The organism is Pseudomonas sp. ADAK13, from assembly GCF_012935715.1.
Lineage (GTDB): Bacteria > Pseudomonadota > Gammaproteobacteria > Pseudomonadales > Pseudomonadaceae > Aquipseudomonas.
This window is the reverse complement of the sequence record NZ_CP052860.1, coordinates 3287033-3311941: the sequence shown is the minus strand read 5'-3', so window position 1 is coordinate 3311941 and position 24909 is coordinate 3287033. Positions and strand designations below refer to the sequence as shown.

General features: G+C 61.6%; 23 protein-coding genes and 1 pseudogene. 6 read left to right on the top strand and 18 right to left on the bottom strand.

Going from position 1 to position 24909, the window contains the following annotated elements; translation table 11 throughout:
• Positions 1 to 12: 12 nt before the first annotated feature.
• From HKK54_RS15280 to HKK54_RS15250, 7 genes and pseudogenes are all read right to left on the bottom strand, one after another.
• Positions 13 to 306, bottom strand: coding sequence for a hypothetical protein (locus HKK54_RS15280; protein ID WP_169387142.1), 294 nt, complete (start codon positions 304 to 306; stop codon positions 13 to 15).
• 13 nt (positions 307 to 319) lie between these two features.
• The gene (locus tag HKK54_RS15275) at positions 320 to 1069 is read right to left on the bottom strand and encodes an SDR family NAD(P)-dependent oxidoreductase (RefSeq protein ID WP_010176917.1); all 750 of its coding nucleotides are present in this window, start codon (positions 1067 to 1069) and stop codon (positions 320 to 322) included.
• A 53-nt stretch (positions 1070 to 1122) separates the two neighbouring features.
• A pseudogene (locus tag HKK54_RS15270) lies at positions 1123 to 1419 on the bottom strand (SDR family NAD(P)-dependent oxidoreductase); the annotation flags it as partial.
• A 169-nt stretch (positions 1420 to 1588) separates the two neighbouring features.
• Positions 1589 to 2350 (bottom strand): SDR family NAD(P)-dependent oxidoreductase, encoded by a 762-nt coding sequence (locus HKK54_RS15265; protein WP_010176918.1) that lies wholly within the window; start codon positions 2348 to 2350, stop codon positions 1589 to 1591.
• Between the two features lie 11 nt (positions 2351 to 2361).
• Positions 2362 to 3702, bottom strand: a complete 1341-nt coding sequence (locus HKK54_RS15260; protein WP_010176919.1) for an MFS transporter — start codon at positions 3700 to 3702, stop codon at positions 2362 to 2364.
• Between the two features lie 42 nt (positions 3703 to 3744).
• Positions 3745 to 4623, bottom strand: coding sequence for a polysaccharide deacetylase family protein (locus HKK54_RS15255; protein WP_010176920.1), 879 nt, complete (start codon positions 4621 to 4623; stop codon positions 3745 to 3747).
• A gap of 11 nt (positions 4624 to 4634) precedes the next feature.
• Positions 4635 to 5978, bottom strand: coding sequence for an amidase (locus tag HKK54_RS15250; protein WP_169387141.1), 1344 nt, complete (start codon positions 5976 to 5978; stop codon positions 4635 to 4637).
• 336 nt (positions 5979 to 6314) lie between these two features.
• On the opposite strand from HKK54_RS15250, the gene HKK54_RS15245 reads away from it, so the two are divergent.
• The 6 genes from HKK54_RS15245 (at position 6315) to cmoB (ending at position 12798) form a co-directional block, all read left to right on the top strand.
• Positions 6315 to 7304 (top strand): GntR family transcriptional regulator, encoded by a 990-nt coding sequence (locus HKK54_RS15245; protein ID WP_010176922.1) that lies wholly within the window; start codon positions 6315 to 6317, stop codon positions 7302 to 7304.
• A 130-nt stretch (positions 7305 to 7434) separates the two neighbouring features.
• Positions 7435 to 9855, top strand: coding sequence for an endopeptidase La (gene lon / locus HKK54_RS15240; protein ID WP_010176923.1), 2421 nt, complete (start codon positions 7435 to 7437; stop codon positions 9853 to 9855).
• Between the two features lie 159 nt (positions 9856 to 10014).
• Positions 10015 to 10407 (top strand): protease inhibitor I42 family protein, encoded by a 393-nt coding sequence (locus tag HKK54_RS15235; protein WP_010176924.1) that lies wholly within the window; start codon positions 10015 to 10017, stop codon positions 10405 to 10407.
• A 1-nt stretch (position 10408) separates the two neighbouring features.
• Positions 10409 to 11065 carry a lysoplasmalogenase gene (locus HKK54_RS15230; RefSeq protein ID WP_029616177.1) on the top strand — a complete coding sequence of 219 codons (657 nt, stop codon included), beginning with the start codon at positions 10409 to 10411 and terminating at the stop codon, positions 11063 to 11065.
• 36 nt (positions 11066 to 11101) lie between these two features.
• Entirely contained in the window at positions 11102 to 11845 is a 744-nt protein-coding gene (cmoA, locus tag HKK54_RS15225) for a carboxy-S-adenosyl-L-methionine synthase CmoA (RefSeq protein WP_010176926.1), read from the top strand.
• The gene (cmoB, locus tag HKK54_RS15220; protein WP_010176927.1) at positions 11842 to 12798 is read left to right on the top strand and encodes a tRNA 5-methoxyuridine(34)/uridine 5-oxyacetic acid(34) synthase CmoB; all 957 of its coding nucleotides are present in this window, start codon (positions 11842 to 11844) and stop codon (positions 12796 to 12798) included. The genes cmoA and cmoB overlap by 4 nt, the downstream gene beginning before the upstream one ends.
• A 138-nt stretch (positions 12799 to 12936) precedes the next feature.
• On the opposite strand, the gene tadA is transcribed toward cmoB, so the two are convergent.
• From tadA to lptF, 11 genes are all read right to left on the bottom strand, one after another.
• Positions 12937 to 13428, bottom strand: coding sequence for a tRNA adenosine(34) deaminase TadA (tadA, locus tag HKK54_RS15215; protein WP_010176928.1), 492 nt, complete (start codon positions 13426 to 13428; stop codon positions 12937 to 12939).
• Positions 13428 to 14810, bottom strand: a complete 1383-nt coding sequence (locus HKK54_RS15210; protein WP_169387140.1) for a multicopper oxidase family protein — start codon at positions 14808 to 14810, stop codon at positions 13428 to 13430. Before HKK54_RS15210 ends, tadA begins: the two co-directional genes overlap by 1 nt.
• Positions 14811 to 14953: 143 nt before the next feature.
• Positions 14954 to 15901, bottom strand: a complete 948-nt coding sequence (locus HKK54_RS15205) for an IS110 family transposase (RefSeq protein ID WP_169387139.1) — start codon at positions 15899 to 15901, stop codon at positions 14954 to 14956.
• 336 nt (positions 15902 to 16237) lie between these two features.
• Positions 16238 to 16981 carry a pyridoxine 5'-phosphate synthase gene (gene pdxJ, locus HKK54_RS15200; protein WP_010176930.1) on the bottom strand — a complete coding sequence of 248 codons (744 nt, stop codon included), beginning with the start codon at positions 16979 to 16981 and terminating at the stop codon, positions 16238 to 16240.
• A gap of 52 nt (positions 16982 to 17033) precedes the next feature.
• A complete protein-coding gene (recO, locus tag HKK54_RS15195) occupies positions 17034 to 17723 on the bottom strand; it encodes a DNA repair protein RecO (protein WP_010176931.1) in 690 nt (229 codons plus the stop codon).
• A 184-nt stretch (positions 17724 to 17907) separates the two neighbouring features.
• Positions 17908 to 18810 carry a GTPase Era gene (era, locus tag HKK54_RS15190; RefSeq protein WP_003210432.1) on the bottom strand — a complete coding sequence of 301 codons (903 nt, stop codon included), beginning with the start codon at positions 18808 to 18810 and terminating at the stop codon, positions 17908 to 17910.
• Positions 18803 to 19492 carry a ribonuclease III gene (rnc, locus tag HKK54_RS15185; RefSeq protein ID WP_003210434.1) on the bottom strand — a complete coding sequence of 230 codons (690 nt, stop codon included), beginning with the start codon at positions 19490 to 19492 and terminating at the stop codon, positions 18803 to 18805. The genes era and rnc overlap by 8 nt, the downstream gene beginning before the upstream one ends.
• Before the next feature lie 147 nt (positions 19493 to 19639).
• On the bottom strand, positions 19640 to 20494 hold the full coding sequence (gene lepB, locus HKK54_RS15180; protein ID WP_003210437.1) for a signal peptidase I: 855 nt from the start codon (positions 20492 to 20494) through the stop codon (positions 19640 to 19642).
• Positions 20495 to 20499: 5 nt separating this feature from the next.
• Positions 20500 to 22299, bottom strand: a complete 1800-nt coding sequence (lepA, locus tag HKK54_RS15175; RefSeq protein WP_029616179.1) for a translation elongation factor 4 — start codon at positions 22297 to 22299, stop codon at positions 20500 to 20502.
• 152 nt (positions 22300 to 22451) lie between these two features.
• Positions 22452 to 23531: an LPS export ABC transporter permease LptG gene (lptG, locus tag HKK54_RS15170; RefSeq protein ID WP_169387138.1), complete on the bottom strand. Its 1080-nt coding sequence runs from the start codon at positions 23529 to 23531 to the stop codon at positions 22452 to 22454.
• On the bottom strand, positions 23524 to 24642 hold the full coding sequence (gene lptF / locus HKK54_RS15165; RefSeq protein ID WP_010176934.1) for an LPS export ABC transporter permease LptF: 1119 nt from the start codon (positions 24640 to 24642) through the stop codon (positions 23524 to 23526). Before lptF ends, lptG begins: the two co-directional genes overlap by 8 nt.
• Between the last annotated feature and the right edge of the window lie 267 nt (positions 24643 to 24909).

Below are 24909 nucleotides of genomic sequence, written 5' to 3'. Positions count from 1 at the left end.
CAAGCCGGGCTCCTACAGTTCCAGATGATCCAGCAGGCGCGGGTCCAACGGATCCAGCGGCCGACCGAGCATGGCCTCCGCCGCCCGCCACAGTTGATCCAGGCCGCTGGCCAGTTCCTGTTTGCCGGTGGCACCCAGCAGCAGATAGGACGCGCCCTGGAAGTCTTCGACCTTGAGCCGGAACACCGCCAGCACCTGATTGATCGCCGCGATTCGGCGCAGGCGTTCGCGCCGGCGCGGCAGTTCATCGTCCAGCGGATCGCTCCAATGCAAGTCTTCGCCCAGCAGGCCGCAGAGTCCGCACATGCTTAGTGCCCGCTCATGGCATGACATCGCCGGAGTTCGGGCCGAGGGTCTGGCCAACGAACAGATTACCGCCGGGCTCACTGGCCAACAGCACGGCGGTGGGCGCCACTTCGTCTGCCAGGCCGAAACGGCCCAGGGGCAACTCGGCGGCCTTGGCGCGTTTCCAGGTGTCGCTGATGCCGCCTACCAATGGCGTCTCAATCGGCCCGGGCGCAATGGCGTTGACCAGCACGTTGTCCTTGGCCACTTCCAGCGCCAGGGATTTTGTGAAGCCGATGACGCCGGCCTTGGCCGCCGCATAGTGCGTCAGCTCGGCGCCGCCCTTGATGCCCAGTTGCGAGGCGACGTTGATGATCCGGCCCCAGCGCTGGGCGATCATGTGGGGCAACGCACGCTGGCTGGCGACGAACACACTGGTGAGGTCGACGCGCAGCATGTCGTTCCACATATCGATGGTCAGGTCGACGCAACGGGCCTGGGTCAGCATGCCGGCGTTGTTGACCAGAATATCAATGCCGCCGTAGTGGGCGACGCAGGCATCGACGCTGGCCCGGGCGCCGTCGACGGTGCCGACGTCGGCCACGCATTCGAGGACTTCGACGCCGAGGTTGCGGCAGGTGATGGCGGTTTCGGCGAGGGTTGCGGCGTCGCGGTCGGCCAATAACAGACGCACGCCTTCGACGGCGTAGGCGCGGGCGATGGCGGCACCGATGCCGCTGCCGGCGCCGGTGATCACGGCGCGGCGGTTATGCAGTTGGGACATACAAAAAACTCCTGATGACAACACTGGACCTGTGGTGAGGGGGCTTGTCCCCCGCAACGGGCCTGGGTCAGCATGCCGGCGTTGTTGACCAGAATATCAATGCCGCCGTAGTGGGCGACGCAGGCATCGACGCTGGCCCGGGCGCCGTCGACGGTGCCGACGTCGGCCACGCATTCGAGGACTTCGACGCCGAGGTTGCGGCAGGTGATGGCGGTTTCGGCGAGGGTTGCGGCGTCGCGGTCGGCCAATAACAGACGCACGCCTTCGACGGCGTAGGCGCGGGCGATGGCGGCACCGATGCCGCTGCCGGCGCCGGTGATCACGGCGCGGCGGTTATGCAGTTGGGACATACAAAAAACTCCTGATGACAACACTGGACCTGTGGTGAGGGGGCTTGTCCCCCGTTGGGCTGCGCAGCCGCCCCAAAAAAGCGGGAGCGCTGCGCACTCCAACGGGGGACAAGCCCCCTCGCCACAACAAGCCCTCACCGCTTAAGCCTTCATTTCCACGCTGCGTGGGTCAGTCCGGCCAGCGCACGGTCAACCCACCATCAATCACAATGCTCTGCCCGGTCAGGTAACTCGATTCCTCACTGGTCAAGAACCGCACCAGGGACGCCACTTCATCCGCCCGCCCTACCCGGCCCAGCGGAATCGCCCGCGCGGCTTTCGCCAGCCCTTCCGGGCCGAGTGAGTTCTTCGCATCCAGCGACTGCGGCGTCTCGATCAACCCCGGAATCACCGCATTGCAGCGAATCCCCAGCGGCGCCAATTCCACCGCCAGCGACCGGCACAACCCCGGCACACCGGCCTTGGCCGCTGCGTAGTGCGCGTGGTCCTGCCAGCCATACACGCCACCGGCAATAGATGAAATCGCCACCAGCGCGCCGCCTTCCTGCATGTGCCGGGTCGCCGCCCGGAAGGTGCGCATCACCCCAGTGAGGTCGACGTTGAGCATCTCGTTCCACAGCTCGTCGGTCATCTCCAGCAACGGCGCACGCCGCAACAACCCTGCGTTGGCCACCGCGTAATCGAGGCGACCAAAATGCTGGATCGCCTGCGCGGCCAGGTTATCCACAGAGGCGGTGTCGCCCACGTCCAGCGGCAGCATCAGGCATTCACCGCCGGCTTCTTCCACTAGTAAAACGGTGTGGTGCGGGTCGTGGGGATCGGCCGGGTAATAGCCGCCCACCACCGCCACGCCGCTGCGGGCATACGCCACCGCCAGGGCCTGGCCGATGCCGCTGGCGGCACCGGTAATCAACGCAACTTTACGACTCATCAACTGACTCCTTACTGGACGGTTTCCGGACGCACATGGCGTGCGGCAAACATCAGCGCACCGGACAAAAAGCACGGCACTGCGCCAAACCACAGCGCGGCGGTCTGCCAGTCACTGCCGGCCGACAACACTTGGGTCGCGCCAAACCCGGCGACTACCGCACCAATCGGCCCCATGGCATGAATGATCGCGCCGCCGGTGGCACGGATGCTGGTGGGAAAACTTTCGCTGATGAAAAACAGCGCCGCCGAGTACGGCCCGATCAGGAAGAACAGGCCCAGGCTATAGAGCCCGACCACCATCGCCATGTTGCTCGGGCCAAACAGCATCCCGGCAAACGACAGCCCGCCGAGCATCCAGCCCAGGCCGATCACGTTGCGCCGACCGATCTTGTCGCCCATCCAGCCGTGGCTGAGGTAACCGCAGTAACCCACCAGGTTCGACAGCACCAGGATGATCAGCGAGTTCTCGAACGAGATGTGGTGCACGCTGACGATCACCGATGTACCCAGCACGCTGAACACCTGGATCGCCGCCCAGTTGAGCAGCAGCGCCGCACCAATCACCAGGGTTGCACGGCGGGCCGGGCCACGGAACGCGGCCTTGAGGCCGGCCTTGCTGTGTTCGTCATAGTCCACGCCGTAGGTCACGGCGACGTTCTGCGCTTCTTTCACCGAGCCGCTTTTGCGCAGCTCGCTGATGCGCTGGTGAATCTGGAACTGCGGGCTCTCCTTGAGCTTGCGCGCCATGACCGCAATGACAATCGCCGGAATCGCCGCAAACACAAAGCAGCCCTGCCAGCCAATCACCGGCAGCAACAGCGCGGTCAACCCCGCCGCAATCAGCGCGCCCACCGGCCAGCCGCCCTGCACCAGGCTGTAGATAAAGCCGCGACGCTTGGCCAGTTTCGGGTCATCGGAGGCGGCGTACAGCTCGCTCAGATAGGTCGCGTTGACGGTTTCCTCGGCATACCCCAGGCCGCCCAGCGAACGGATCAGGATCAGCGACGACTTGCCCCACGCGCCGCCAATGGCGGTCAGCGCCGAGCAGATCGCCGAACCGGCCACGGTGAAAATAATCCCTTTGCGCCGGCCCAGTTTGTCCACGATCGGACCGATGGCCAGCGCGACTACGGCGGTGCCTACCGCCACCCATGTCGCAATCTCCGCTTGCTCCACTTCACCCCAGTTAAAGTGCCGCCCGATTTCCGGCAGCAAGGTGCCGAAAAGAATGAAGTCATACACCGCAAACACCCAGGCGAAAAACGCGATCCAGGTGGCGAAACGCACTTCCTTGGGCGTCAGTTGCCGGGGTTTCCAGCCAGTCAGATCAAGCTTGTTGTAGATAGACATGAATCGCGCCTCGGGAGGTTGGCCAGGGGTTGGTTACAGGTATCAGGTACGCGGTTGGCGGCGGATAAAGTCATCGGCGATTTCGTCGAAGGTGACGAAGCGCACGCCGGCATGGCTCTGGATGTGTTCGATCAGGCGCTCAAGCATCAGCAGTACTTGCGGGCGGCCGGACACGTCGGGGTGGATGGTCATGGTGAACACCGCGTGCTCGTGCTCGCGGTAGACCCAGTCGAACTGGTCGCGCCACATTTCTTCCAGGTGACGCGGGTTGACGAAGCCGTGGCTGTTGGGGGCTTTCTTGATGAACATCATTGGCGGCAGGTCGTCGAGGTACCAGTTGGCCGGGATCTCCACCAAGTCGGTTTCTTCGCCGCGCACCAAGGGTTTCATCCAGGTGTCGGGGTGCTGGCTGTAGTCGATCTTGGTCCAGCTGTCGCCCTTGCGTACGTAGTAGGGGTGGAAGTCGTTGTGCATCAGGCTGTGGTCGTACTTGATGCCTTTTTTCAGCAGCAGCTCGTTGGTGACCTTGCTGAATTCCCACCATGGCGCGACGTAGCCGGTGGGGCGTTTGCCGGTGACGTTGGTGATCAGTTCGATGGACTTGTCGAGAACGATTTCTTCCTGCTCGGCCGTCATCGCAATCGGGTTTTCGTGGCTGTAGCCGTGCACACCGATTTCGTGGCCGGCGTCGGCGACCGCCTTCATTTGCTCGGGGAAGGTTTCCATCGAGTGGCCGGGGATAAACCAGGTGGTGCGCAGGCCATAGCGCTCGAACAGTTTGAGCAGGCGCGGCGCACCGATTTCACCGGCGAACAGGCCACGGGAAATGTCGTCCGGGGAGTCTTCGCCGCCATAGGAACCGAGCCAGCCGGCGACCGCGTCAACGTCGACGCCAAATGCACAGAGGATGTCTTTAGCCATGATGTGTCTCCTTAAAAAATGAGTGCTGTTTCGGCTGACAGGGCAGCCCGAAGCAGGCGCGCGTCTTCGCCGCTGGGGGCGCTGAGCAGCAGGCCGGTGGGCAGGCCCAGGGCATCGCGGCCGCTGGGCAGGCTGACGCCGGGCATGTCCAGCAAGCTGCCGGGCATGGTCAGGCGCAGGGTGGCGAGGTTGGTGCTGACGAACAGTTGATCGTCGGCTTCCAGTGGCGCCAGGGCCGGGGCCACGTGGGCCACGGTGGGGGTGATGAGAATCGCGCCGTCGAGCTCGTCGACAAGCTGCTGTTGCAGGCGCCGGCGCGCTTCGTACAACGCCAGCAGTTGGCTGGCCGGCAGCGTGCGGGCCGCTTCAAGGCGACGGCGTACCCGAGGGTCGAGCTGGCTGGCTTCGGGGCTGTCGAGCAGGGCTTCGTGGAGCGCGAAGGCTTCGAAGGAGCCGAGCCAGCCCTGGTGCTGGATCAGGTCGAGGGTGGCCTGGAAGGTCTTCGAGGGGCGCACATCAATCAGCGCGCCTTCGGCTTTCAATCGGTCCACGCAATACAGCAGGTTGTTGCGCACGCCGGGCTCGACGCGGGCGTCTTCCAGCACACTTTGTTCAACCCAAAAACGCTGGCCATTGAGGCTGCGGGCCTGGCGTGGCTGGCGCTGGTCGCGACCGTTGAGCAAATCATCAATGGCCAGCGCATCGCGCACGCTGCGGGTCAGCGGGCCGAGGCTGTCGAGGGTATGGGCCAGCGGGAAAACGCCATCGCGGCTGTAACGCCGGCAACTGCTGCGATAACCCACCACGCCATTCAGTGCCGCAGGAATACGGATAGAGCCCGCGGTGTCGGTGCCCATGGCGATCGGCACGATATCGGCCGCCACGGCGACCGCCGACCCCGACGACGAGCCACCGGGGATCCGCGGTTGATCGATGCCGCGCGGATTGTGCGGGGTGCCGAAGTGCGGGTTCAGCCCAAGGCCGGAGTACGCCAGCTCGCTGAGGTTGGTCTTGCCCACGCTGACCATCCCGGCGCGGCACAACAGACCTACACTCGGCGCGTCCAGCAAAGCCGCCGGCGCGTCGCGACGATGGGCCGCGCCTGCCGTGGTAATGCTGCCGGCCACATCAAACAGGTCTTTCCAGGCCAGGGGCACGCCATCGAACACGCTCAATGGCTGGCCGGCACGCCAGCGGGCAGCCGACGCTTCGGCCTCACGCCGAGCGCGCTCGGCGGTCAGGGAGATGAATACGCTGGGGGCCTGGCTCGCGCGAGCGAGTGCCTGTTCGAGGGCGTGCACCGGGTCGCTGCGACCGCTGGCGAAATCCTCGGCCAGTGAAGTGGCGTCTGACATGGGAATGACCTTCTGAAAACGTACATATTAATAAAATGTACATTTTACAAAGGCAGCTTTCGTGCCAGTCTCTCAGGGGTGATGTTTGAAGCATCTGGCACTTTGGGTCAGACCCACGGGATAGATGGGTTGTTGACATCAAAAGAAATATTCGGCGGCGTTCAATACTCGCCCACAATGAAATAATGTATCTTTTATTAATAAATACATTTTGGTGCAGAAAAGTAACAACCACCCTCTGAAGGCCCCAAAAAAGTGCCACCGACGTGGCGCAGAGTGACAGGCGCAACTATGAGAGAATCCCCGGCCACCGACCCGTTTGCTCCAGAGAACCCGATGAAAGCAGTGTCAGCCTCGGCTTCCCGTTACGCGATGATTCACCAGGTTTTGCGCGACGCCATCACCCACGGCACTGCCCGTCATGGCCTGGTGTTGCTGGAAGCGCCGCTGGCCGAGCTGTTCGGCACCAGCCGGGTGCCGGTGCGCAAGGCCCTGAACCTGTTGCATGACGAAGGCCTGATTTGCCGCTTCGATGGCCGGGGCTACCTGATCAACCCCGAAGGCCTCGACCTGGAGCCGCTGCGACTGCCCTTGAGCCATGCACACCTGGGCCTCAACGGTGAAGATGAGCTGGTGGACACCCGGCCACTCGGGGAGCGCATTGTCGAGGAAATCGGCGCAGCGCTGTCGACCTGCATCGCTTTCGGCCATTACCGCCTCGACGAACAGGCCGCCGCCGAGCACTACAACGTCAGCCGCGCGGTGGTGCGTGAAGCCCTGATGCGCCTGCGGGACCGTGGCCTGGTAGAAAAAGAACCCTATTCCCAATGGCTGGCCGGGCCGCTGACCGCCCGGGAAGTCACCGAAGACTACGAACTGCGCGCCTGCCTGGAGCCCGAAGCCCTGCGCCAGAGCGCACCGAACCTCGACCGCGACCTGCTGCAAGCCATGTTGCAGCGCGTGCTCGACGCGCAGAACAGCGCCCACTGCAGCCTGGAAGAGATCGAGCAGATCGAGGAAGACCTGCACCAGCACTGCCTCGCGGGCCTGCAAAACCGCAAGATCGCCGCGCTGATCCGCCAGGGGCAAAGCCCGATGATCATCAGCAGGATTTTCTACCGACTGCTGGGTATCGGCGCCGATCCGGCGATGCTGGCCGAGCATCGGTTGATCCTGGAGCTGTTGCTGCACGGCGCCTTCGACGCCGCCGCGCTGAACCTGCGCGAGCACCTGCAACGGGCCCGGCAGCGCATGTTGCAACGGTTGAAGGTGCTGTCGGTATTGCCCGAACAGCCGTTGCCGGCCTACCTGCACAAACTCAGCTGACGAAACGCTCCCACATTGGTCCAGCAGCGTTTCGAAAATAGTGTGCAATTTGTTGCTAACCGCCCTCGCCCATTGAAACCACTGCCGACCCGCCCCATCTAACCTGCATACTTCCTGATGCAGGTGCCCCATGAGCGACCAGCAAGAATTCCCGGACATCGACCTCGACGACTACGCCGACCCGGAAAACGCTGAACACACTTCCGCCAACACTGGATTGGCGCTGCCTGGGCAAAACCTGCCCGACAAGGTCTACATCATCCCGATCCACAACCGGCCTTTCTTCCCGGCGCAAGTGTTGCCGGTGATCGTCAATGAAGAGCCGTGGGCCGAAACCCTGGAACTGGTGAGCAAATCCGAGCACCACTCCCTTGCCCTGTTCTTCATGGAGACGCCTCCTGAAGACCCGCGCCACTTCGACACCTCCAGCCTGCCGCTGTACGGCACCCTGGTGAAGGTGCATCACGCCAGCCGTGAAAACGGCAAGCTGCAATTCGTCGCCCAGGGCCTGACCCGCGTGCGGATCAAGACCTGGCTCAAGCATCACCGCCCACCGTACCTGGTGGAGGTCGAATACCCGCACCAGCCGACTCAGCCGACCGACGAGGTCAAGGCCTACGGCATGGCGCTGATCAATGCGATCAAGGAACTGCTGCCGCTCAACCCGCTGTACAGCGAAGAGCTGAAGAACTACCTCAACCGCTTCAGCCCCAACGACCCGTCGCCGCTGACCGACTTCGCCGCCGCCCTCACCTCGGCCACCGGCACCGAGCTGCAGCAAGTGCTGGACTGCGTGCCCATGCTCAAGCGCATGGAAAAAGTCCTGCCGATGCTGCGCAAGGAAGTCGAAGTCGCGCGCCTGCAAAAAGAAATCTCCGCCGAAGTGAACCGCAAGATCGGCGAGCACCAGCGCGAGTTCTTCCTCAAGGAACAACTCAAGGTCATCCAGCAAGAACTGGGGCTGACCAAGGACGACCGCAGCGCCGACGTCGAGCAGTTCGAACAACGCCTGGTGGACAAGGTGCTGCCGACCCAGGCGCAGAAACGCATCACCGAAGAAATGAACAAGCTGTCGATCCTGGAGACGGGTTCGCCGGAGTACGCGGTCACCCGCAACTACCTGGACTGGGCTACCTCGGTGCCGTGGGGCGTGTATGGCGAGGACAAGCTCGACCTCAAGCACGCCCGCAAGGTGCTCGACAAACACCACGCCGGCCTGGACGACATCAAGAGTCGCATCCTCGAATTCCTCGCGGTGGGCGCCTATAAAGGCGAAGTCGCCGGCTCCATCGTGTTGCTGGTAGGCCCGCCGGGCGTAGGCAAGACCAGCGTGGGCAAATCGATTGCCGAGTCCCTTGGCCGGCCGTTCTACCGTTTCAGCGTCGGCGGCATGCGTGACGAGGCCGAGATCAAGGGCCATCGCCGCACCTACATCGGCGCCATGCCGGGCAAGCTGGTGCAAGCGCTCAAAGACGTGGAAGTGATGAACCCGGTGATCATGCTCGACGAGATCGACAAGATGGGCCAGAGCTACCAGGGCGACCCGGCCTCGGCGCTGCTCGAAACCCTGGACCCGGAACAGAACGTCGAATTCCTCGACCACTATCTGGACCTGCGTCTGGACCTGTCCAAAGTGCTGTTCGTGTGCACCGCCAACACCCTGGACTCAATCCCCGGCCCGTTGCTGGACCGGATGGAAGTGATTCGCCTGTCGGGCTATATCACCGAAGAAAAAGTCGCCATCGCCAAGCGCCACCTGTGGCCCAAGCAGTTGGAAAAAGCCGGCGTGTCGAAAAACAGCCTGTCCATCAGCGACGGCGCCCTGCGCGCCCTGATCGATGGTTACGCTCGCGAAGCCGGTGTGCGCCAGTTGGAAAAACAGCTGGGCAAACTGGTGCGCAAGGCCGTGGTCAAGCTGCTGGATGAGCCGGACTCGGTGATCAAGATCGGCAACAAGGACCTGGAAGCTTCCCTGGGCATGCCGGTGTTCCGTAACGAACAGGTACTGTCGGGCACCGGTGTGATTACCGGCCTGGCCTGGACCAGCATGGGCGGCGCGACCTTGCCGATCGAGGCGACGCGCATTCACACGCTCAACCGGGGCTTCAAGCTCACCGGGCAACTGGGCGACGTGATGAAGGAGTCGGCCGAGATTGCCTACAGCTACATCAGCTCGAACCTGAAGTCGTTTGGCGGTGACCCGAAGTTCTTCGACGAAGCCTTCGTGCACCTGCACGTGCCGGAAGGCGCCACACCGAAAGACGGCCCGAGCGCGGGCGTGACCATGGCCAGTGCGCTGCTGTCGCTGGCGCGTAACCAGCCGCCGAAAAAAGGCGTGGCCATGACCGGCGAACTGACGTTGACCGGGCATGTACTGCCGATTGGCGGGGTGCGCGAGAAGGTGATTGCGGCGCGGCGCCAGAAGATTCACGAGTTGATCTTGCCGGAGCCCAATCGCGGGAGTTTTGAGGAGTTACCTGAGTACCTGAAGGAAGGGATGACGGTGCACTTTGCCAAGCGCTTTGCGGATGTGGCGAAGGTGTTGTTCTGACCGTTATGTAGCGCCTGAACTGGCCCCTGTGGTGAGCGGGCTTGCCCCGCTCACCACAAGCAAGCCCGCTCACCACTATTAAGTGGTGTTTGCCTTCCTGTCACACCTTGTCTCATCTTCGGTTATGCTCGCCCTTCGTCGCCAAACAACGGAGCCCCCATGACCGCTGCCCGCCTGCTTCTCCCCCTGAGCCTTTGCCTGCTCGCCGCCTGTGCCAGTGCGCCGAAGCAAAACGTCACCGTGGAAAAACAGAGCGCTTGCCCCCTGCAACTCAAAACCGGGCAAAACCTGATCCTGACCCTGCCCAGCAACCCCACCACCGGTTACCGCTGGGCCATCCAGGACTCGGCGGGCGGCGTGCTGCGCAGCCTGAGCCCCGAGGTCTACAGCAACACCGAAGACACCGGCGTGGTCGGCAGTGGCGGTCAATCCACCTGGCGTTTCCAGGCCTTCAACGCGGGCCAGGGCCGCTTGCGCCTCACCTCACAACAACCCTGGGAGCCGGAAGCAGAACCGGCCGAAACCTTCGACTGCGCCATTACGGTGAACTGATATGCCATGGATGATCCTTGCGTTGATGGGGGCGGTGACCTTTATCTACGGCCTGAGCACCCACGCCACCCTGCTCTGCCTGTTGGTAAAGCCGTTGCCGGTGCTGGCGCTGCTGGGGTGGCTGCATGATGCGCCGCCCACCGACTATCGACGCTGGATCAGCCTCGGGCTGATTTTTTCCCTGGTGGGCGACGTGCTGCTGGCCTGGCCCGGCGACTTGTTCATCTTCGGCCTCGGTGCGTTTTTGTTCGCGCACCTGGCGTACCTGAAAGCCTACTTGAGCGACTGCCGCCGCCCGGCGATTTTGCCGCTGGTACTGGCGCTGGTGGTGGGCGCGATCTTGCTGAGCATCCTGATTTCCCATGGCCTGGGCCCATTGCTGGTGCCGGTGGTGGTGTATGCGCTGGTGATCAGCGCGATGCTCTGGCGAGCGCTGGCACGGTTGGGCAGCGCAGTGCCCAAGCGCTCGGCGTACCTGGCGGCGGCAGGCGCGGTGTCGTTTGTGTTTTCCGACACGCTGATTGGGATCAATCGGTTTGTGGTGGCGTTTGAAGCGGCGCCGTATTTGCTGATCGTCAGCTATTGGCTCGGGCAGTGGGGCATTACCGCATCGGCGTTCCATCAGACAACCCGCGCATCCGAAGGCCAATTTGGCTAAAATGCCGGCCTTTTCCCCCTCGTCACCGGAACAGCCGTGAGCAAAGAACCCGATCGCCTATTCGCCCAGCCCCTGCCCCAGGTGCCGGACTTCGCCTTCAACGAAGACGTGGTGCGGGTTTTCCCGGACATGATCAAGCGCTCGGTGCCCGGTTACCCGACCATCGTCGAAAACCTCGGCGTGCTCGCGGCGCAGTTTGCCCAGCCCAATAGCGTGCTCTACGACCTCGGTTCCTCCCTCGGCGCCGTGACCCAGGCCCTGCGCCGTCACGTGCGCACCGACGGTTGCCGGGTGATCGCGGTGGATAACTCGGCGGCGATGGTCGAGCGTTGCCGCGAATACCTCAACGGCCAGGACTCGATGTTCCAGGAGTTGCTGCCGGTAGACGTCATCGAGGGCGATATCCTCGCCCTGCAATTCCAGCCGGCGTCCGTGGTGGCGCTGAACTTCACCCTGCAATTCATCGCCCCCGAACAGCGCCTGGCTTTGCTCTCGCGCATTCGTCAGTCACTGCTGCCGGGCGGCGCGTTGATCCTTTCGGAAAAGCTGCGCTTCAATGATTCGGAAGAACACGCACTGCTCACCGATTTGCACATCGCCTTCAAACGCGCCAACGGCTACAGCGAACTGGAAATCGCCCAGAAGCGCAGCGCCATCGAAAACGTCATGAAGCCCGACAGCCTCGAAGAACACCGCGAACGCCTGCTGGCGGCCGGGTTCTCGAAAGTCGTGCCGTGGTTCCAGTGTCTTAACTTTGCCTCGTTGATTGCCTTGCCATGATTGATCTGTCTCCCCTCGCCCGCCATCTGGTCGGCACTCCCCTGGCCGTATGGGCCCAGGGCCTGCAAGCGCAACTCGATGCAAAGATGGAAAAGGGTCACGGCGACTTGGAACGCTGGCAAAGCGCGCTGGACGCGCTGCCGAAGATCATGCCCAGCGAAATCGACCTGCTGAACGGCCTGGTGCTCGACACCGATTGCGACGACGACACTCGCGCACAAATGCGTACCGCGCTGATGGGCCTGTGCCCGTGGCGCAAGGGCCCGTTCGATCTGTTCGGCGTGCACGTCGACACCGAATGGCGCTCGGACTGGAAGTGGTCACGGGTCGCGCCGCACCTGGACCTCAAGGGCAAGCGCATTCTCGATGTGGGTTGCGGCAACGGTTACTACATGTGGCGCATGCTCGGCGCCGGGGCCGACAGCGTGATTGGCGTCGACCCGAACTGGCTGTTCTTCTGCCAGTTCCAGGCGGTGCAACGCTACCTGTCCGCACCGAAGGCCTGGCACCTGCCGTTCCCGTTTGAAGACCTGCCGCCGAACATGGAAGGCTTCGACACGGTATTTTCCATGGGCGTGTTTTATCACCGTCGTTCGCCCATCGAGCATTTGCTGGCGCTGAAGGATTGCCTGGTAAAGGGTGGCGAACTGGTGTTGGAAACGTTGGTGGTTGAGGGCGATCAGCAACAAGTGCTGGTGCCGGAAGACCGCTACGCGCAGATGCGCAACGTGTGGTTCCTGCCGTCGGTGCCGGCGCTGATGCTGTGGCTGCGCCGTGCCGGCTTCAGCGATGTGCGCTGTGTGGATGTGAGCGTGACCACGGTCGAGGAACAGCGCGGCACGGAGTGGATGAAGTACCAGTCCCTCAGCGACTTCCTGGACCCTGAGGATCACAGCAAGACCGTCGAAGGGCTGCCGGCGCCGATGCGTGCGGTGATTGTCGCGAAGAAATAAGACTGCTGTTGTGTTGAAGAAATAAGACTGCTGTTGTGGCGAGGGAGCTTGCTCCCGCTGGAGTGCGCAGCGCTCCCCAGATTTTGGGGCCGCTACGCAGCCCAACGGGAGCAAGCTCCCTCGCCACAGGGTATCGCGTCAGCCTTTGGCGCGACGTGCCTTGAAGAACTCGCTCAACACCGTCCCGCACTCTTCGGCCAGCACCCCGCCTTCATACAGCACCCGATGATTGAGAAAGCCCTGGGTAAAAAACTGCCCCTGGCTTTGCACGATCCCCGCCTTCGGCTCCAGCGCGCCGTACACCACCCGGGCAATTCGTGAATGCACGATCAGCCCGGCGCACATGCTGCACGGTTCCAGCGTGACGTACAGCGTACTGCCCGGCAGCCGGTAATTGCTCACGGCCTGGGCGGCCGCGCGGATCGCGACCATCTCGGCATGCGCACTGGGGTCGTTGCCACTGATGGGGCAGTTAAAGCCGCGCCCGATGATCTCTCCATCCTGCACCAGTACCGCGCCCACCGGCACTTCACCCAATGCCGCGCCTTGGGCAGCCAGGGCCAGCGCTTCACGCATGAAGTCCTGATCGCGGCTGCGGTCGATAATCGCCGTGGGGCGAAACTGGCGCATTACGCCACCTCGATGGCGGCCATCAGGCCGGTTTCCATGTGGTCGATCACATGGCAGTGGAACATCCAGACACCCGGGTTATCCGCCACCAGCGCCACCCGGGCACGTTCGTTCTTGCCCAGCAGGTAGGTGTCGGTGAAGTACGGAATCACCTTGTGGCGGTTCGAGGCGATGACCTTGAAACTCATGCCGTGCAGGTGGATCGGGTGTTGGTACTGGGTCATGTTCTTCAATTCGAAAATGTAGCTCTTGCCCTTTTCAAGCTTGGCGATCGGGCGGTCGGCGCAGGTCTTGTCGGTGATGTCCCAGGCCTGGCCGTTGATCTGCCACAGGCTCGGTGGCTTGCCATTGTCCACGTTCACCGAGACCGATCCAACCCATTCGAAATTGAAGTTGAGTTTCTCGGCATTGGCCAGGTCCGGCTCGGCAATCGGGTTGGCGGGCAGCGCAGGCGGCCACTCGGTGGGCGCGTCGGTGCTGGCCACCGAGCGGAAGGTGCCCAGGCGCACCGGTCCGTTGCGGATCGACAATTCTTCACCGACGGGAGGCGCCTTGATCGCCAGGCAAATGCGCATGCCCGGGCCCAGCCAGTATTCTTTGCCCAACGGGCGCGGCTCCACGGGATTGCCGTCCAGGGCATAGATCTGCGCTTCAACGTCGGGGATGTTGATGCGATAGGTCAGGGTGTTATCGAGGTTGAGCAGGCGCACCCGGGTGATCTGCCCGGCCGGCAAATCGATCACCGCCTGGGACACGCCATTGATGGTCGACAGGCGCCCGGCGGTGCCGCCCCGGGCTGCTTCGCGGGGAATGCTGAAGGCGACAAAGGCGCCCTCTTCGTCCACGTGCCAGCTTTTCAGGCTCAGGGTGCGTTCGTGTTTGAAACCGGTGGGGTCGCGCTCTTCGATGATCAGCGGGCCCACCAGGCCACGGCCCAGCTCTTCGCTGCTGTTCACGTGGGGGTGATACCAGTAGCTGCCGGCATCGGGCACGCGGAATTTGTAGTCGAAGTATTCGCCCGGCAGCACCGGCAGCTGCGAGACGTACGGCACGCCGTCCATTTCCAGCGGCAGGCGAATGCCGTGCCAATGGATGGTGGTGGCCACCGGCAGGTGGTTGATAAACCGCACCCGCAGCCACTCACCCTGGCGCACCCGCAGCTCGGTGCCCGGCGCCGATGGGCCGAATGCCCAGGCTTGGGTCTTGTGCCCCGGCACCAATTCCACGTCCAGCGGTGCGGCGATCAACTCGTAATCGTGCCCCGCCTCGGCATCGGTGACTTTACCCAGCCAATAGCGGTAGGCGCCACCGGCACCGACGCCCACCACGGCAAGACCGGCAAGACCACCCAGGATTTGTCGACGGGAAAACGATTGGGACACAACAACCTCACGTATCTGCCGCGGGTCCGAGACCCGCAAAGGGCAGATACCATACACCGGCATCACCTAAACAGTAAGGGTTCGCATTGCCACATGTGGGGAACGAGGGTTGTGTGGGAGATTCTATGGTTGAGGGGCAACCTTCAACCAACCTTTGGTTGGTATTCGCTTTGTCCTTTCAGCAATGCAAATACCACTCGAGCAAGCTTACGGGCCAGCATTACCAGTACCTGAGTGGTGCTATAACCCCGCGCCCGTTGTGCTTGATAAAACTCCTTCCATGCAGCCGTTCGGCTGGCCGCCATTGCTGCGTTGTGCAAAAGACGACGCGCTTCTGAGTCGCCACGCTTGCTCAAGCTGCGACGATTATCTTTCTGTCCTGACTTAGAAACGCGTAAATCCATACCCAAGAAAGCGATAAACGCGTCCGCGTTTCTAAAATCACCGCGTTGGAAGCTGGTAACCAAACGGGCTCCAGTCAAAAAGCCGATACCTTCAACTTTCAGGCAACGCTTTAGTTGATCCGATAGTCCAGCTTCTTTCAGCCGATCAGCGATCATCTTTTCAATCAGGCTTTCTAGCTTTTGCATCGACTTCATTTGCTCGGCAAAAGAGGCCTTCAGCAACGGCTCATTCGCCCAACTTTGAGTCAGGCTGACGCGTGCCTGAACCAGCGCCGCCCGGCGACGAAAAAGACTCAAAAGCTGGCGATACAGGGGAGATGGCGGCGTCCAGGGGCGAAGTTCATCGGCTTCGTTTTTTAGATAGCGAGCAAGCAACTTGGCATCCTGGGCGTCGGTCTTAGCCCGGATATTCACACCTTTACGATAATGGCTGAGCTCATAACCGCCCACCATGTAGATCACGCAACCAGCTTCATAGGCCAGGTCAGCGAACTCCAGGTGATATATGTTGGTCGCTTCAATCGCAACGGACACAGCGCCCGGCAGGGCTTTCAGCCATTTTTTAATGGCGGTTTTGTTGTTGGGGATCACTTCCAACAGGTCGAGCTCGGCGTGGTAAATCACCAGCTCATTTTTAGCAACATCGACGCCAATGATCGGCTTTGAGACAGGAACTGGCATTGCCATGGGACTTCCTCCGGGCTATGGTTTTGAGCACTTGAAGGGCTCACCCAGAGGCGCAGGCTTGTTCCTATCGTCGGTCATAGCCAGATGCATTCTTTATCGGCGCTTGGGTGAAAGGAGGAGGGGCGAAATCTCCCACGGTCTGTACTGCGCCAACAGTCAGAATCGGGCTTTGTCCCTCCTCCTCCCTTCAAGTCCTAGCATACAAGCGGGCTTGCTGTGGTGAGCGGGCTTGCCCCGCGTTGGGCTGCGAAGCAGCCCCATCAATCGGTGGTGAACCCGACGGGGGACAAGCCCCCTCACCACAGCCCGCTCCCACATTGGATCTTCAGCGCTTTTTTAATGTTTGGCAGCAGCCAGAATCAAGGCTTTCATCTCGGCGACGGCACCTTTGAATCCGACGAACAGCGCATGGGCCACCAGCGCATGGCCGATGTTCAGCTCATTGATGCCCTTGATCGCGGCCACGGCTTCGACGTTGTGGTAGTGCAGACCGTGGCCGGCGTTGACGATCAGGCCTTCGCCCAGGCCGCATTTGACGCCGTCGATGATGCGCTGCAATTCATCAGCGACTTCGGTCGGCGTGGTGGCGTCGGCGTAACGGCCAGTGTGCAGTTCGATGGCCGGGGCACCGACACGGCGCGAGGCTTCGATCTGGCGCTCGTCGGCGTCGATGAACAGCGAGACTTCACTGCCGATCTTCGACAGGCGCTCCACCGCGGCCTTGATCCGCGCTTCCTGGCCGGCCACATCGAGGCCGCCTTCGGTGGTCAGTTCCTGGCGGGTTTCCGGCACCAGGCAGATATGCGCCGGGCGGATACGCTCGGCGAACGCCATCATTTCTTCGGTGACGCCCATTTCGAAGTTCATGCGGGTTTGCAGCACGTCCTTGAGCAGCAGTACGTCGCGTTCCTGGATGTGGCGGCGGTCTTCGCGCAGGTGCACGGTAATGCCGTCGGCACCCGCTTCTTCGGCGTCCAGCGCGGCCTTGACCGGGTCCGGGTAACGGGTGCCCCGGGCCTGGCGCAGGGTGGCTACGTGGTCGATGTTCACGCCGAGAAGAATGCGATTGCTGGTGGTCACGAAAAGCGCTCCTGAAGAGGGAAGGAATCGCTGCACAGCATACACGGGGATGTCAGGGCTTTCGAAACAACTCGCGACTGACCAATGGCCGACCGCCCAAATGCACGGCCAGGGCCTGGCGCATCAGGCGCTTGGCGGCGGACAACGCGCCGGGGGCGGTCCAGTCGGCTTCGCTCATGGCCAGCAACTCGGTGCCCTGGAACAGGCCGGGTTGCAGCAGGTAGACACGCTCCAGGCCCGCGTCGACTTGCAGGCGGTACATGCCGTCGGCGGCGATGGGGTCGCCGTGCAAGTCGTTGCTCAATTCGAAGCCGTAGCCGAGGTCGTCCAGCAGGCGCCATTCGAACGCGCGCAACAGCGGCTCCAAAGGGCGGCCTTCGGCGAGGGCGAGCAAAGTGGCGGCGTAATGATCGAAGACGCCGGGGTGCGGGTCTTCGGCGGGGAGCAGGCGAATCAGCAATTCGTTGAGGTAGAGGCCGCTGAACAGCGCCTCACCGTTGAGCCAATTGGAGGCACCGGCGGCTTCCATGCGGCCGACGTTCTTCAGCTCACCGCGTCCGCGAAACTCCACTTCCAGGGCCACAAAGGGCCGCGCCAGGGTGCCGGCCTTGCCGCGCGCACTGCGCAAGACCGCGCGCAGACGGCCTTGGGGTGTGAGGAAGTCCACCAGGGCGCTGGTCTCGCGGTAGGCGCGGCTGTGCAAGACGTAGGCGGGTTGGCCGGTGGGTGGGGTGGAGGACATGAGACGGGAGCTTTTCCTGTGGCGAGGGGGCTTGTCCCCCGTTGGGCTGCGCAGCAGCCCCAAACAAAGTAGCTGCAGTCTTTCAGAAAGACCTCATTGTTTGCTTTTAGGGCTGCTTCGCAGCCCAACGGGGGACAAGCCCCCTCGCCACAACAAGCCCCTCACCCACAAATCCGGTCAGGGCTTACAGGTCGCCGTAACCCAACGAACGCAACGCACGCTCATCATCGGACCAACCACCCTTAACCTTCACCCACAGGTTGAGCATGATCTTGGAATCGAACAGCAATTCCATGTCCTTGCGCGCTTCGGTGCCGATGCGCTTGATGCGCTCGCCCTTGTCGCCAATGATGATTTTCTTCTGGCCGTCACGTTCAACGAGGATCAGCGCGTGGATGTGCAAGGTCTTGCCCTGCTGCTTGAACTCTTCGATTTCGACGGTGATCTGGTACGGCAGCTCGGCGCCCATCTGGCGCATGATTTTCTCGCGTACCAGTTCGGCGGCGAGGAAACGGCTGCTGCGGTCGGTGATCTGGTCTTCCGGGAAGAAGTGCTCGTTCTCCGGCAGGTAACCGGCGATCACGCGCTCCAGGGCTTCGAGGTTGTGCCCGTGCTGGGCCGAGATCGGCATGATCTGGGCGTTCGGCAGTTGTTCCTGCAGCCAGCTCAGGTGCGGCATCAGCTCGGCTTTGTCTTCGATACGGTCGGTCTTGTTCAACGCGACGATCAACGGGCCGGTGACGTACTGCACGCGCTCCAGAACCATCTGGTCTTCGTCGGTCCACTTGGTGCGGTCGACCACGAAGATCACCACGTCGACGTCTTTCAACGCCGCCGAAGCGGTTTTGTTCATGTAGCGGTTAAGGGCCTTTTCGCCGCCTTTGTGCATGCCCGGGGTATCAACGTACACCGCCTGGACGGCGCCTTCGGTCTTGATGCCCAGCATGTTGTGGCGGGTGGTCTGAGGCTTGCGCGAAGTGATCGCCAGCTTCTGTCCCAGGATGTGGTTCAGCAACGTGGACTTGCCCACGTTCGGACGGCCGACGATGGCAACATAGCCACAGCGAGTTGCGGTTGAATCAGTCATGGCCATTCTCCACGCCCAGGGCAATCAGTGCTGCAGCGGCCGCTACCTGTTCGGCAATACGACGGCTCACACCCTGACCTCGGCTTTTTTCATTCAGTAAGGTGATTTCACATTCGACGAAGAAGACTCGGCAATGCGGCTCACCCTGGATATCCACCACTTCGTAACGCGGCAGGTCGCAACCACGGGACTGCAGGAATTCCTGCAGGCGGGTCTTGGGATCTTTGTTGGTGTCTACCAGCGTCAGGCTTTCGATCTCGGTCGACAGCCAGGCGACGACGCGCTCTTTGGCCGCTTCCATGCCCGCATCGAGGTAGATCGCGCCGATCAGCGCTTCAAGGGCGTCGGCCAGGATCGACTCGCGACGGAAACCGCCGCTCTTCAACTCGCCGGAGCCCAGGCGCAGGTAATCACCCAGGTCGAAACCACGGGCCAGTACGGCCAGGGTCTCACCTTTCACCAGGCGCGCACGCAAGCGCGACAACTGGCCTTCGCGGGCCAGGGGGAAGCGATTGAACAGGGCTTCACCGGCGACGAAATTGAGGATGGCATCACCGAGGAATTCCAGGCGCTCGTTGTTACGCCCGGCAAAACTGCGGTGTGTAAGGGCAAGGATCATCAATTCCTGATCCTTGAAGGTGTAGCCGAGCTGACGCTCGAGACGGCTTAGAGAAACGCTCACGGTTTACCCACATTCAGTTCGAGGCACCGGTGGCCTGCGACGATTAACGCTGTGTTCAAATTCAAATCCTGGTGGTTGCTGCATGGAGCCGGACTTTGTCCAAGCCCCAGAAAAGCATTCGGCGCTGTGTTCACAGCGCCGCATGGATTACTTGATCAGCCCGACCCGCGAGAAGTTCGGCAGGTGGCTGAGCTTGGGTTCCGGCCAACTCATCCAGACCGCGAAGGCCTTGCCGACGATATTCTGGTCGGGGACCATGCCCAGCAGGTCCTTGGGAATATTGGGGTCATCCCAGTAGCGGCTGTCATTGGAGTTGTCGCGGTTGTCGCCCATCATGAAGTAGTGCCCGGCAGGCACTGTCCACTGGTTGTCAGGCGGCGAACGGTAGCGGCTCATTTCCTTGCGGATTTCGTGCTCTACCGCTCCGAGTTTCTCCTGGTACAGCTCGGCGCTGCCCAGGGTGTTCGGCTCGGAACCGATCAGTTTTTCTGCCACCGACTCGCCGTTGACGAACAGGCGCTTGTCGCTGGTGTAGCGAATCACGTCGCCCGGCAGGCCCACTACACGCTTGATGTAGTTGACGTTCGGGTCGCTTGGGTAGCGAAACACCATCACATCGCCGCGCTGCGGGTCACCGATCTCGATCACTTTCTTGTCGATCACCGGCAAGCGGATCCCGTAAGAAAACTTGTTCACCAGGATGAAGTCGCCCACGTCCAGGGTAGGTTTCATCGAGCCCGACGGGATCTGAAACGGCTCCACCAGGAACGAACGCAACACCAGCACGATGAACAACACCGGGAAGAACGACTTGCCGTATTCAACCAGCATTGGCTCTTTGTTCAGTTTCTCGATCACCGCCACATCGGGCTGGCTGACGCTGCCCTGATAGGACGCGATGGCTGCCCGGCGACGCGGGGCGAAGAACACCAGATCGAGCAACGCCAATAGACCGCAAACGGCAACGGCGATGACCAGCAACAGCGGGAAATTTAGTGACATAGGACCTAACTATCCAACCTGAGCACCGCAAGGAAGGCTTCTTGTGGAATTTCCACGTTGCCCACTTGCTTCATGCGTTTTTTACCGGCCTTTTGCTTCTCGAGCAGCTTGCGCTTACGGCTGACGTCGCCGCCATAGCATTTGGCCAGTACGTTCTTTCTGAGTGCCTTGACGGAGGTCCGTGCAATGATCTGCCCGCCAATGGCGGCCTGGATCGCGACGTCGAACATCTGGCGCGGAATCAGTTCTTTCATCTTTTCGGTCAACTGGCGACCTTTGTAGTGCGCGTTGTCCTTGTGCACGATCAGCGCCAAGGCATCCACCTTGTCGCCGTTGATCAGCACATCCAGCTTCACCAGATTAGCTGATTGGTAACGATCAAAATGGTAATCCAGCGAAGCATAGCCGCGGCTGGTGGATTTGAGACGGTCAAAGAAGTCGAGGACCACTTCGTTCATCGGCAAATCGTAGGTCACTTGCACCTGGGTACCGAGGAAGAGCATGTCGTGTTGTACGCCACGCTTTTCAATACACAGGGTAATGACGTTGCCCAGGTGCTCTTGCGGCACAAGAATATTGGCCCGCACGATCGGTTCGCGCATGTCCTCGATGGAAGACAGATCCGGAAGCTTGGACGGGTTGTCGACGTAAATCGTTTCACCGGTTTTCAGCGCCAGCTCAAAAATAACCGTCGGCGCGGTGGTGATCAGGTCCAGGTCGTATTCGCGCTCGAGGCGCTCCTGGATGATTTCCATGTGCAGCATGCCCAGGAAACCACAGCGGAAGCCGAAGCCCAGGGCGTCGGAGCTTTCCGGGGTGTACTGCAACGACGAGTCGTTGAGGGTCAGCTTCTGCAGGGCTTCGCGGAAATCCTCGAAGTCGTCGGAGCTGACCGGGAACAGGCCGGCGTAAACCTGCGGCTGGATGCGTTTGAAGCCCGGCAGCACGTCGACGTCAGGGGTGGAGCTCAAGGTCAGGGTGTCACCTACCGGTGCACCGTGGATGTCCTTGATACCGGCGATGATGAAGCCCACTTCACCGGCTTTCAGATCAGCGGTTGCGGTGTGCTTCGGGTTGAAAACACCGACGCTGTCCACCAGGTGGATCTTGCCGGTGGATTTGACCAGGATCTTGTCGCCCTTCTTCACACGGCCGTGGCGCACGCGTACCAGGGAAACAACGCCCAGGTAGTTGTCGAACCAGGAGTCGATGATCAACGCTTGCAGCGGATCTTCGTAGTTGCCGGTGGGGGCTGGAATGGTCTTGACCAGGCGCTCGAGCACTTCGTCGACACCCAGGCCGGTCTTGGCGCTGCACTCGACGGCGTCGGTGGCGTCAATGCCGATGATCTTCTCGATCTCTTCCTTGACGCGGTCCGGATCGGCCTGTGGCAGGTCGATCTTGTTCAGCACCGGCATCACTTCCAGGCCTTGCTCGATGGCGGTGTAGCAGTTGGCTACAGACTGGGCTTCAACACCCTGGCCCGCGTCCACCACCAGCAACGCACCTTCACAGGCCGCAAGCGAACGGCTGACTTCATAGGTGAAGTCGACGTGGCCCGGGGTGTCAATGAAGTTGAGCTGGTACTTGATACCGTCTTTGGCGGTGTAATACAGAGTAACGCTGTGGGCCTTGATGGTGATCCCGCGCTCGCGCTCGAGGTCCATGGAGTCCAGCACCTGGGCTTCCATTTCACGCTCGGCAAGGCCGCCGCACATCTGGATGAATCGATCGGCCAGCGTCGACTTGCCATGGTCAATGTGGGCGATGATGGAGAAATTGCGGATATGACTCAAATCACTCACGGATCAACACTCAAAAAGGCTGCAGGCAGACTGCCCGCTGAAAAATAGCCGGGAATTGTACCTGATGCGCAGACCAGACGTCATCCATGGTGACCAAGAACAAAAATGCCCCGATCGTTCGAGCGGGGCATTTTTTGTTCATAAGCGCGGGCTCAACCTGCCCGGCGCAACAGCCAGAAGCCGGCCACGGCGCAGATCGCGGTCGGCACCAGCACCGCAAACAGCGGCGAGAAGCCGAATACCAGGCTGGATGGCCCCAGCAAGTCCTGGGCAATACGGAAGGTGAACCCCACCAATACGCCGGTAAACACGCGCTGGCCGAGGGTTACCGAGCGCAGCGGGCCGAAGATGAACGAGATCGCCATCAGTACCAGCGCAGCGGTCACCACCGGCTGCAACACCTTGACCCAAAACGCCAGCCAGTAACGACCGTTGTTCAAGCCCTGGTCCTTGAGGTAGTGGATATAACCCCACAGGCCGGAGATCGGCAGGCTTTCGGGGATCATCACCACGGTGTTCAGCAATTCAGGCTTGAGGGAAATATCCCACTGCTCCGTCGGCACATTGATCACTTCAGTGCTCGACGCCGCGCCCTTGCCGATATCGCGGAAATAGGTGGTGCTCACCTCGCTCAGTTGCCACTTTTCGTCGGCGTACTGCGCACGTTTGGCGAAGCTGGACGACAGCAGGTGACGTTCCTTATCGAAGTGGTAACGGGTGACACCGATCAACAGGCCGCCCGGTTGCACGGCGTTGATGTGGATGAATTCACCACCCTGACGGTGCCACAAGCCATGCTTGGAACTCTGCGCATCACCCGAGCCCTGGGCCAGGGCACGATTGGCCTGGGCCGTGGATTCGGCCGGAGGCGCCACGTATTCACCGATCAGCACGCTGACCAGCATCAGCAACAGCATGGGCTTCATGACCGCCCACACGATGCGGCCGATGGAAACACCCGCCGCACGCATGATGGTCAGTTCGCTGTTGCTGGCCAGGCTGCCCAGGCCGATCAGGCAACCGATCAGCGCAGCCATCGGCATCATGTCGTAGAGACGACGGGGCGCGGTCAGCGCCACGTAGCTCAGAACGTCGGTGACGGTGTAGGTATCACTGACGTTGCCGACCTCATCAATGAAGGCGAACAACGAGGCCAAACCCAGAATAATGCCCAATACCGCAAGGATTGCGACCAGGACGCTGCTACCAATGTAGCGGTCGAGCTTAACCACGAGCCATCTCCTTCATGCTGCGACGACTCTGCATCTTCAAGCGCAACGGTTCCCAATAAAGCAGGCCCAGGCCAATCGCCAGGAAGATCCCGTGGACCCACCACAGCCCAAGGGCCGGCGGCAGCTTGCCCTTCTCCAGGGAGCCGCGGGCGGAAATCAGGATGGTCAGGTAAGCCATATAAAGCAGGATCGCCGGCAACAGCTTGAGGAAGCGGCCCTGGCGCGGGTTGACCCGGGACAGCGGCACGGCCATCAAGGTCACGATAAACACCAGCAGCGGCAGGGAAATCCGCCATTGCAGCTCGGCAATCGAGCGCAGTTCCTTGCTGCCGATCAGGTCTGGCGTCGGGATCGCGTCACGGTCGGTGACTTCGTCGCTGACATCCGGCCGGGCCAGCATCACGCCATAAGTGTCGTATTTGATTGCGCGGTAATCGGCCTGCCCGGGGCTGCCGTCATAGCGATAGCCGTTTTCCAGGATCAGGTAACGGCTGCCGTCCGGACGCACTTCCTGCCGGCCGCTGTCGGCCACCAAGATCGAAATGCCACGGTCTTTCTGGTTCTGACCGAGGTTTTTCTGGGAGATGAACACACCGCCCAGGTTGGCACGGTCATCCGACAGTTGTTCGGTGTACGTCACCCGGGTGCCGTCGTTGAGCGCTTGAAAGCGGCCCGGCTCCAGGGTGTCGAATTCGGTCATGGCGTCCTGTTTATTGAGCACCAGCTGGAACTGCAAGGCTCCCTGGGGTGCCAGGCTCAGGCTCAACCAGGCCACGACCAGCGCGATACCGGTGGCAGGAACCATGGTCATGGCCAGCAAACGTTGCTGGCTCATGCCGGTGGCCGACAGTACGGTCATTTCGCTTTCGAGGTACAAGCGACCATAAGCCAGCAGGATCCCGAGAAACAGGCCCAATGGCAGGATCAGTTGCAAGAAACCTGGCAGGCGAAAGCCCATGATCAGGAACAGCGAGCCCGGATCCAGGGCGCCCGAGGCAGCCTGGGCGAGGTATTTGACGAAGCGACCACTCATGATGATGACCAGCAATACCGCACTCACGGCACTCAGGGTCAACAGGACTTCGCGGGACAGATAACGGAAGACGATCAAACCAGACACTCCAGGGTTGTCAGGCTAAGGCGGCCAAACAAGCAAGCATATCGAGTCGACCCATTGCTGCAGGCCGGCTAAAAAGATGCCGCATTATCCTGTGATTGACCGCACCTGTCACGGAGCTTGCTCATACGCGTGCACAAAGCTGTCCGCAAGGGTTGTCAGGCTCGGCCGGCGAGGTTCAAACTGCGGCCTTTGTCGCGGGCGGCCTACAGGCTGCCAAGCTTACAAGCCGGAGTACAGACTCCTGGCTCACTGACCTTT

What these genes read in the sequence shown, in the direction of transcription:
- HKK54_RS15280 (WP_169387142.1), bottom strand. Translation starts at nt 306, where the DNA reads ATGTGCGGACTCTGCGGCCTGCTGGGCGAAGACTTGCATTGGAGCGAT.
- HKK54_RS15275 (WP_010176917.1), bottom strand. Translation starts at nt 1,069, where the DNA reads ATGTCCCAACTGCATAACCGCCGCGCCGTGATCACCGGCGCCGGCAGC.
- HKK54_RS15265 (WP_010176918.1), bottom strand. Translation starts at nt 2,350, where the DNA reads ATGAGTCGTAAAGTTGCGTTGATTACCGGTGCCGCCAGCGGCATCGGC.
- HKK54_RS15260 (WP_010176919.1), bottom strand. Translation starts at nt 3,702, where the DNA reads ATGTCTATCTACAACAAGCTTGATCTGACTGGCTGGAAACCCCGGCAA.
- HKK54_RS15255 (WP_010176920.1), bottom strand. Translation starts at nt 4,623, where the DNA reads ATGGCTAAAGACATCCTCTGTGCATTTGGCGTCGACGTTGACGCGGTC.
- HKK54_RS15250 (WP_169387141.1), bottom strand. Translation starts at nt 5,978, where the DNA reads ATGTCAGACGCCACTTCACTGGCCGAGGATTTCGCCAGCGGTCGCAGC.
- HKK54_RS15245 (WP_010176922.1), top strand. Translation starts at nt 6,315, where the DNA reads ATGAAAGCAGTGTCAGCCTCGGCTTCCCGTTACGCGATGATTCACCAG.
- lon (WP_010176923.1), top strand. Translation starts at nt 7,435, where the DNA reads ATGAGCGACCAGCAAGAATTCCCGGACATCGACCTCGACGACTACGCC.
- HKK54_RS15235 (WP_010176924.1), top strand. Translation starts at nt 10,015, where the DNA reads ATGACCGCTGCCCGCCTGCTTCTCCCCCTGAGCCTTTGCCTGCTCGCC.
- HKK54_RS15230 (WP_029616177.1), top strand. Translation starts at nt 10,409, where the DNA reads ATGCCATGGATGATCCTTGCGTTGATGGGGGCGGTGACCTTTATCTAC.
- cmoB (WP_010176927.1), top strand. Translation starts at nt 11,842, where the DNA reads ATGATTGATCTGTCTCCCCTCGCCCGCCATCTGGTCGGCACTCCCCTG.
- tadA (WP_010176928.1), bottom strand. Translation starts at nt 13,428, where the DNA reads ATGCGCCAGTTTCGCCCCACGGCGATTATCGACCGCAGCCGCGATCAG.
- HKK54_RS15205 (WP_169387139.1), bottom strand. Translation starts at nt 15,901, where the DNA reads ATGGCAATGCCAGTTCCTGTCTCAAAGCCGATCATTGGCGTCGATGTT.
- recO (WP_010176931.1), bottom strand. Translation starts at nt 17,723, where the DNA reads ATGTCCTCCACCCCACCCACCGGCCAACCCGCCTACGTCTTGCACAGC.
- era (WP_003210432.1), bottom strand. Translation starts at nt 18,810, where the DNA reads ATGACTGATTCAACCGCAACTCGCTGTGGCTATGTTGCCATCGTCGGC.
- lepB (WP_003210437.1), bottom strand. Translation starts at nt 20,494, where the DNA reads ATGTCACTAAATTTCCCGCTGTTGCTGGTCATCGCCGTTGCCGTTTGC.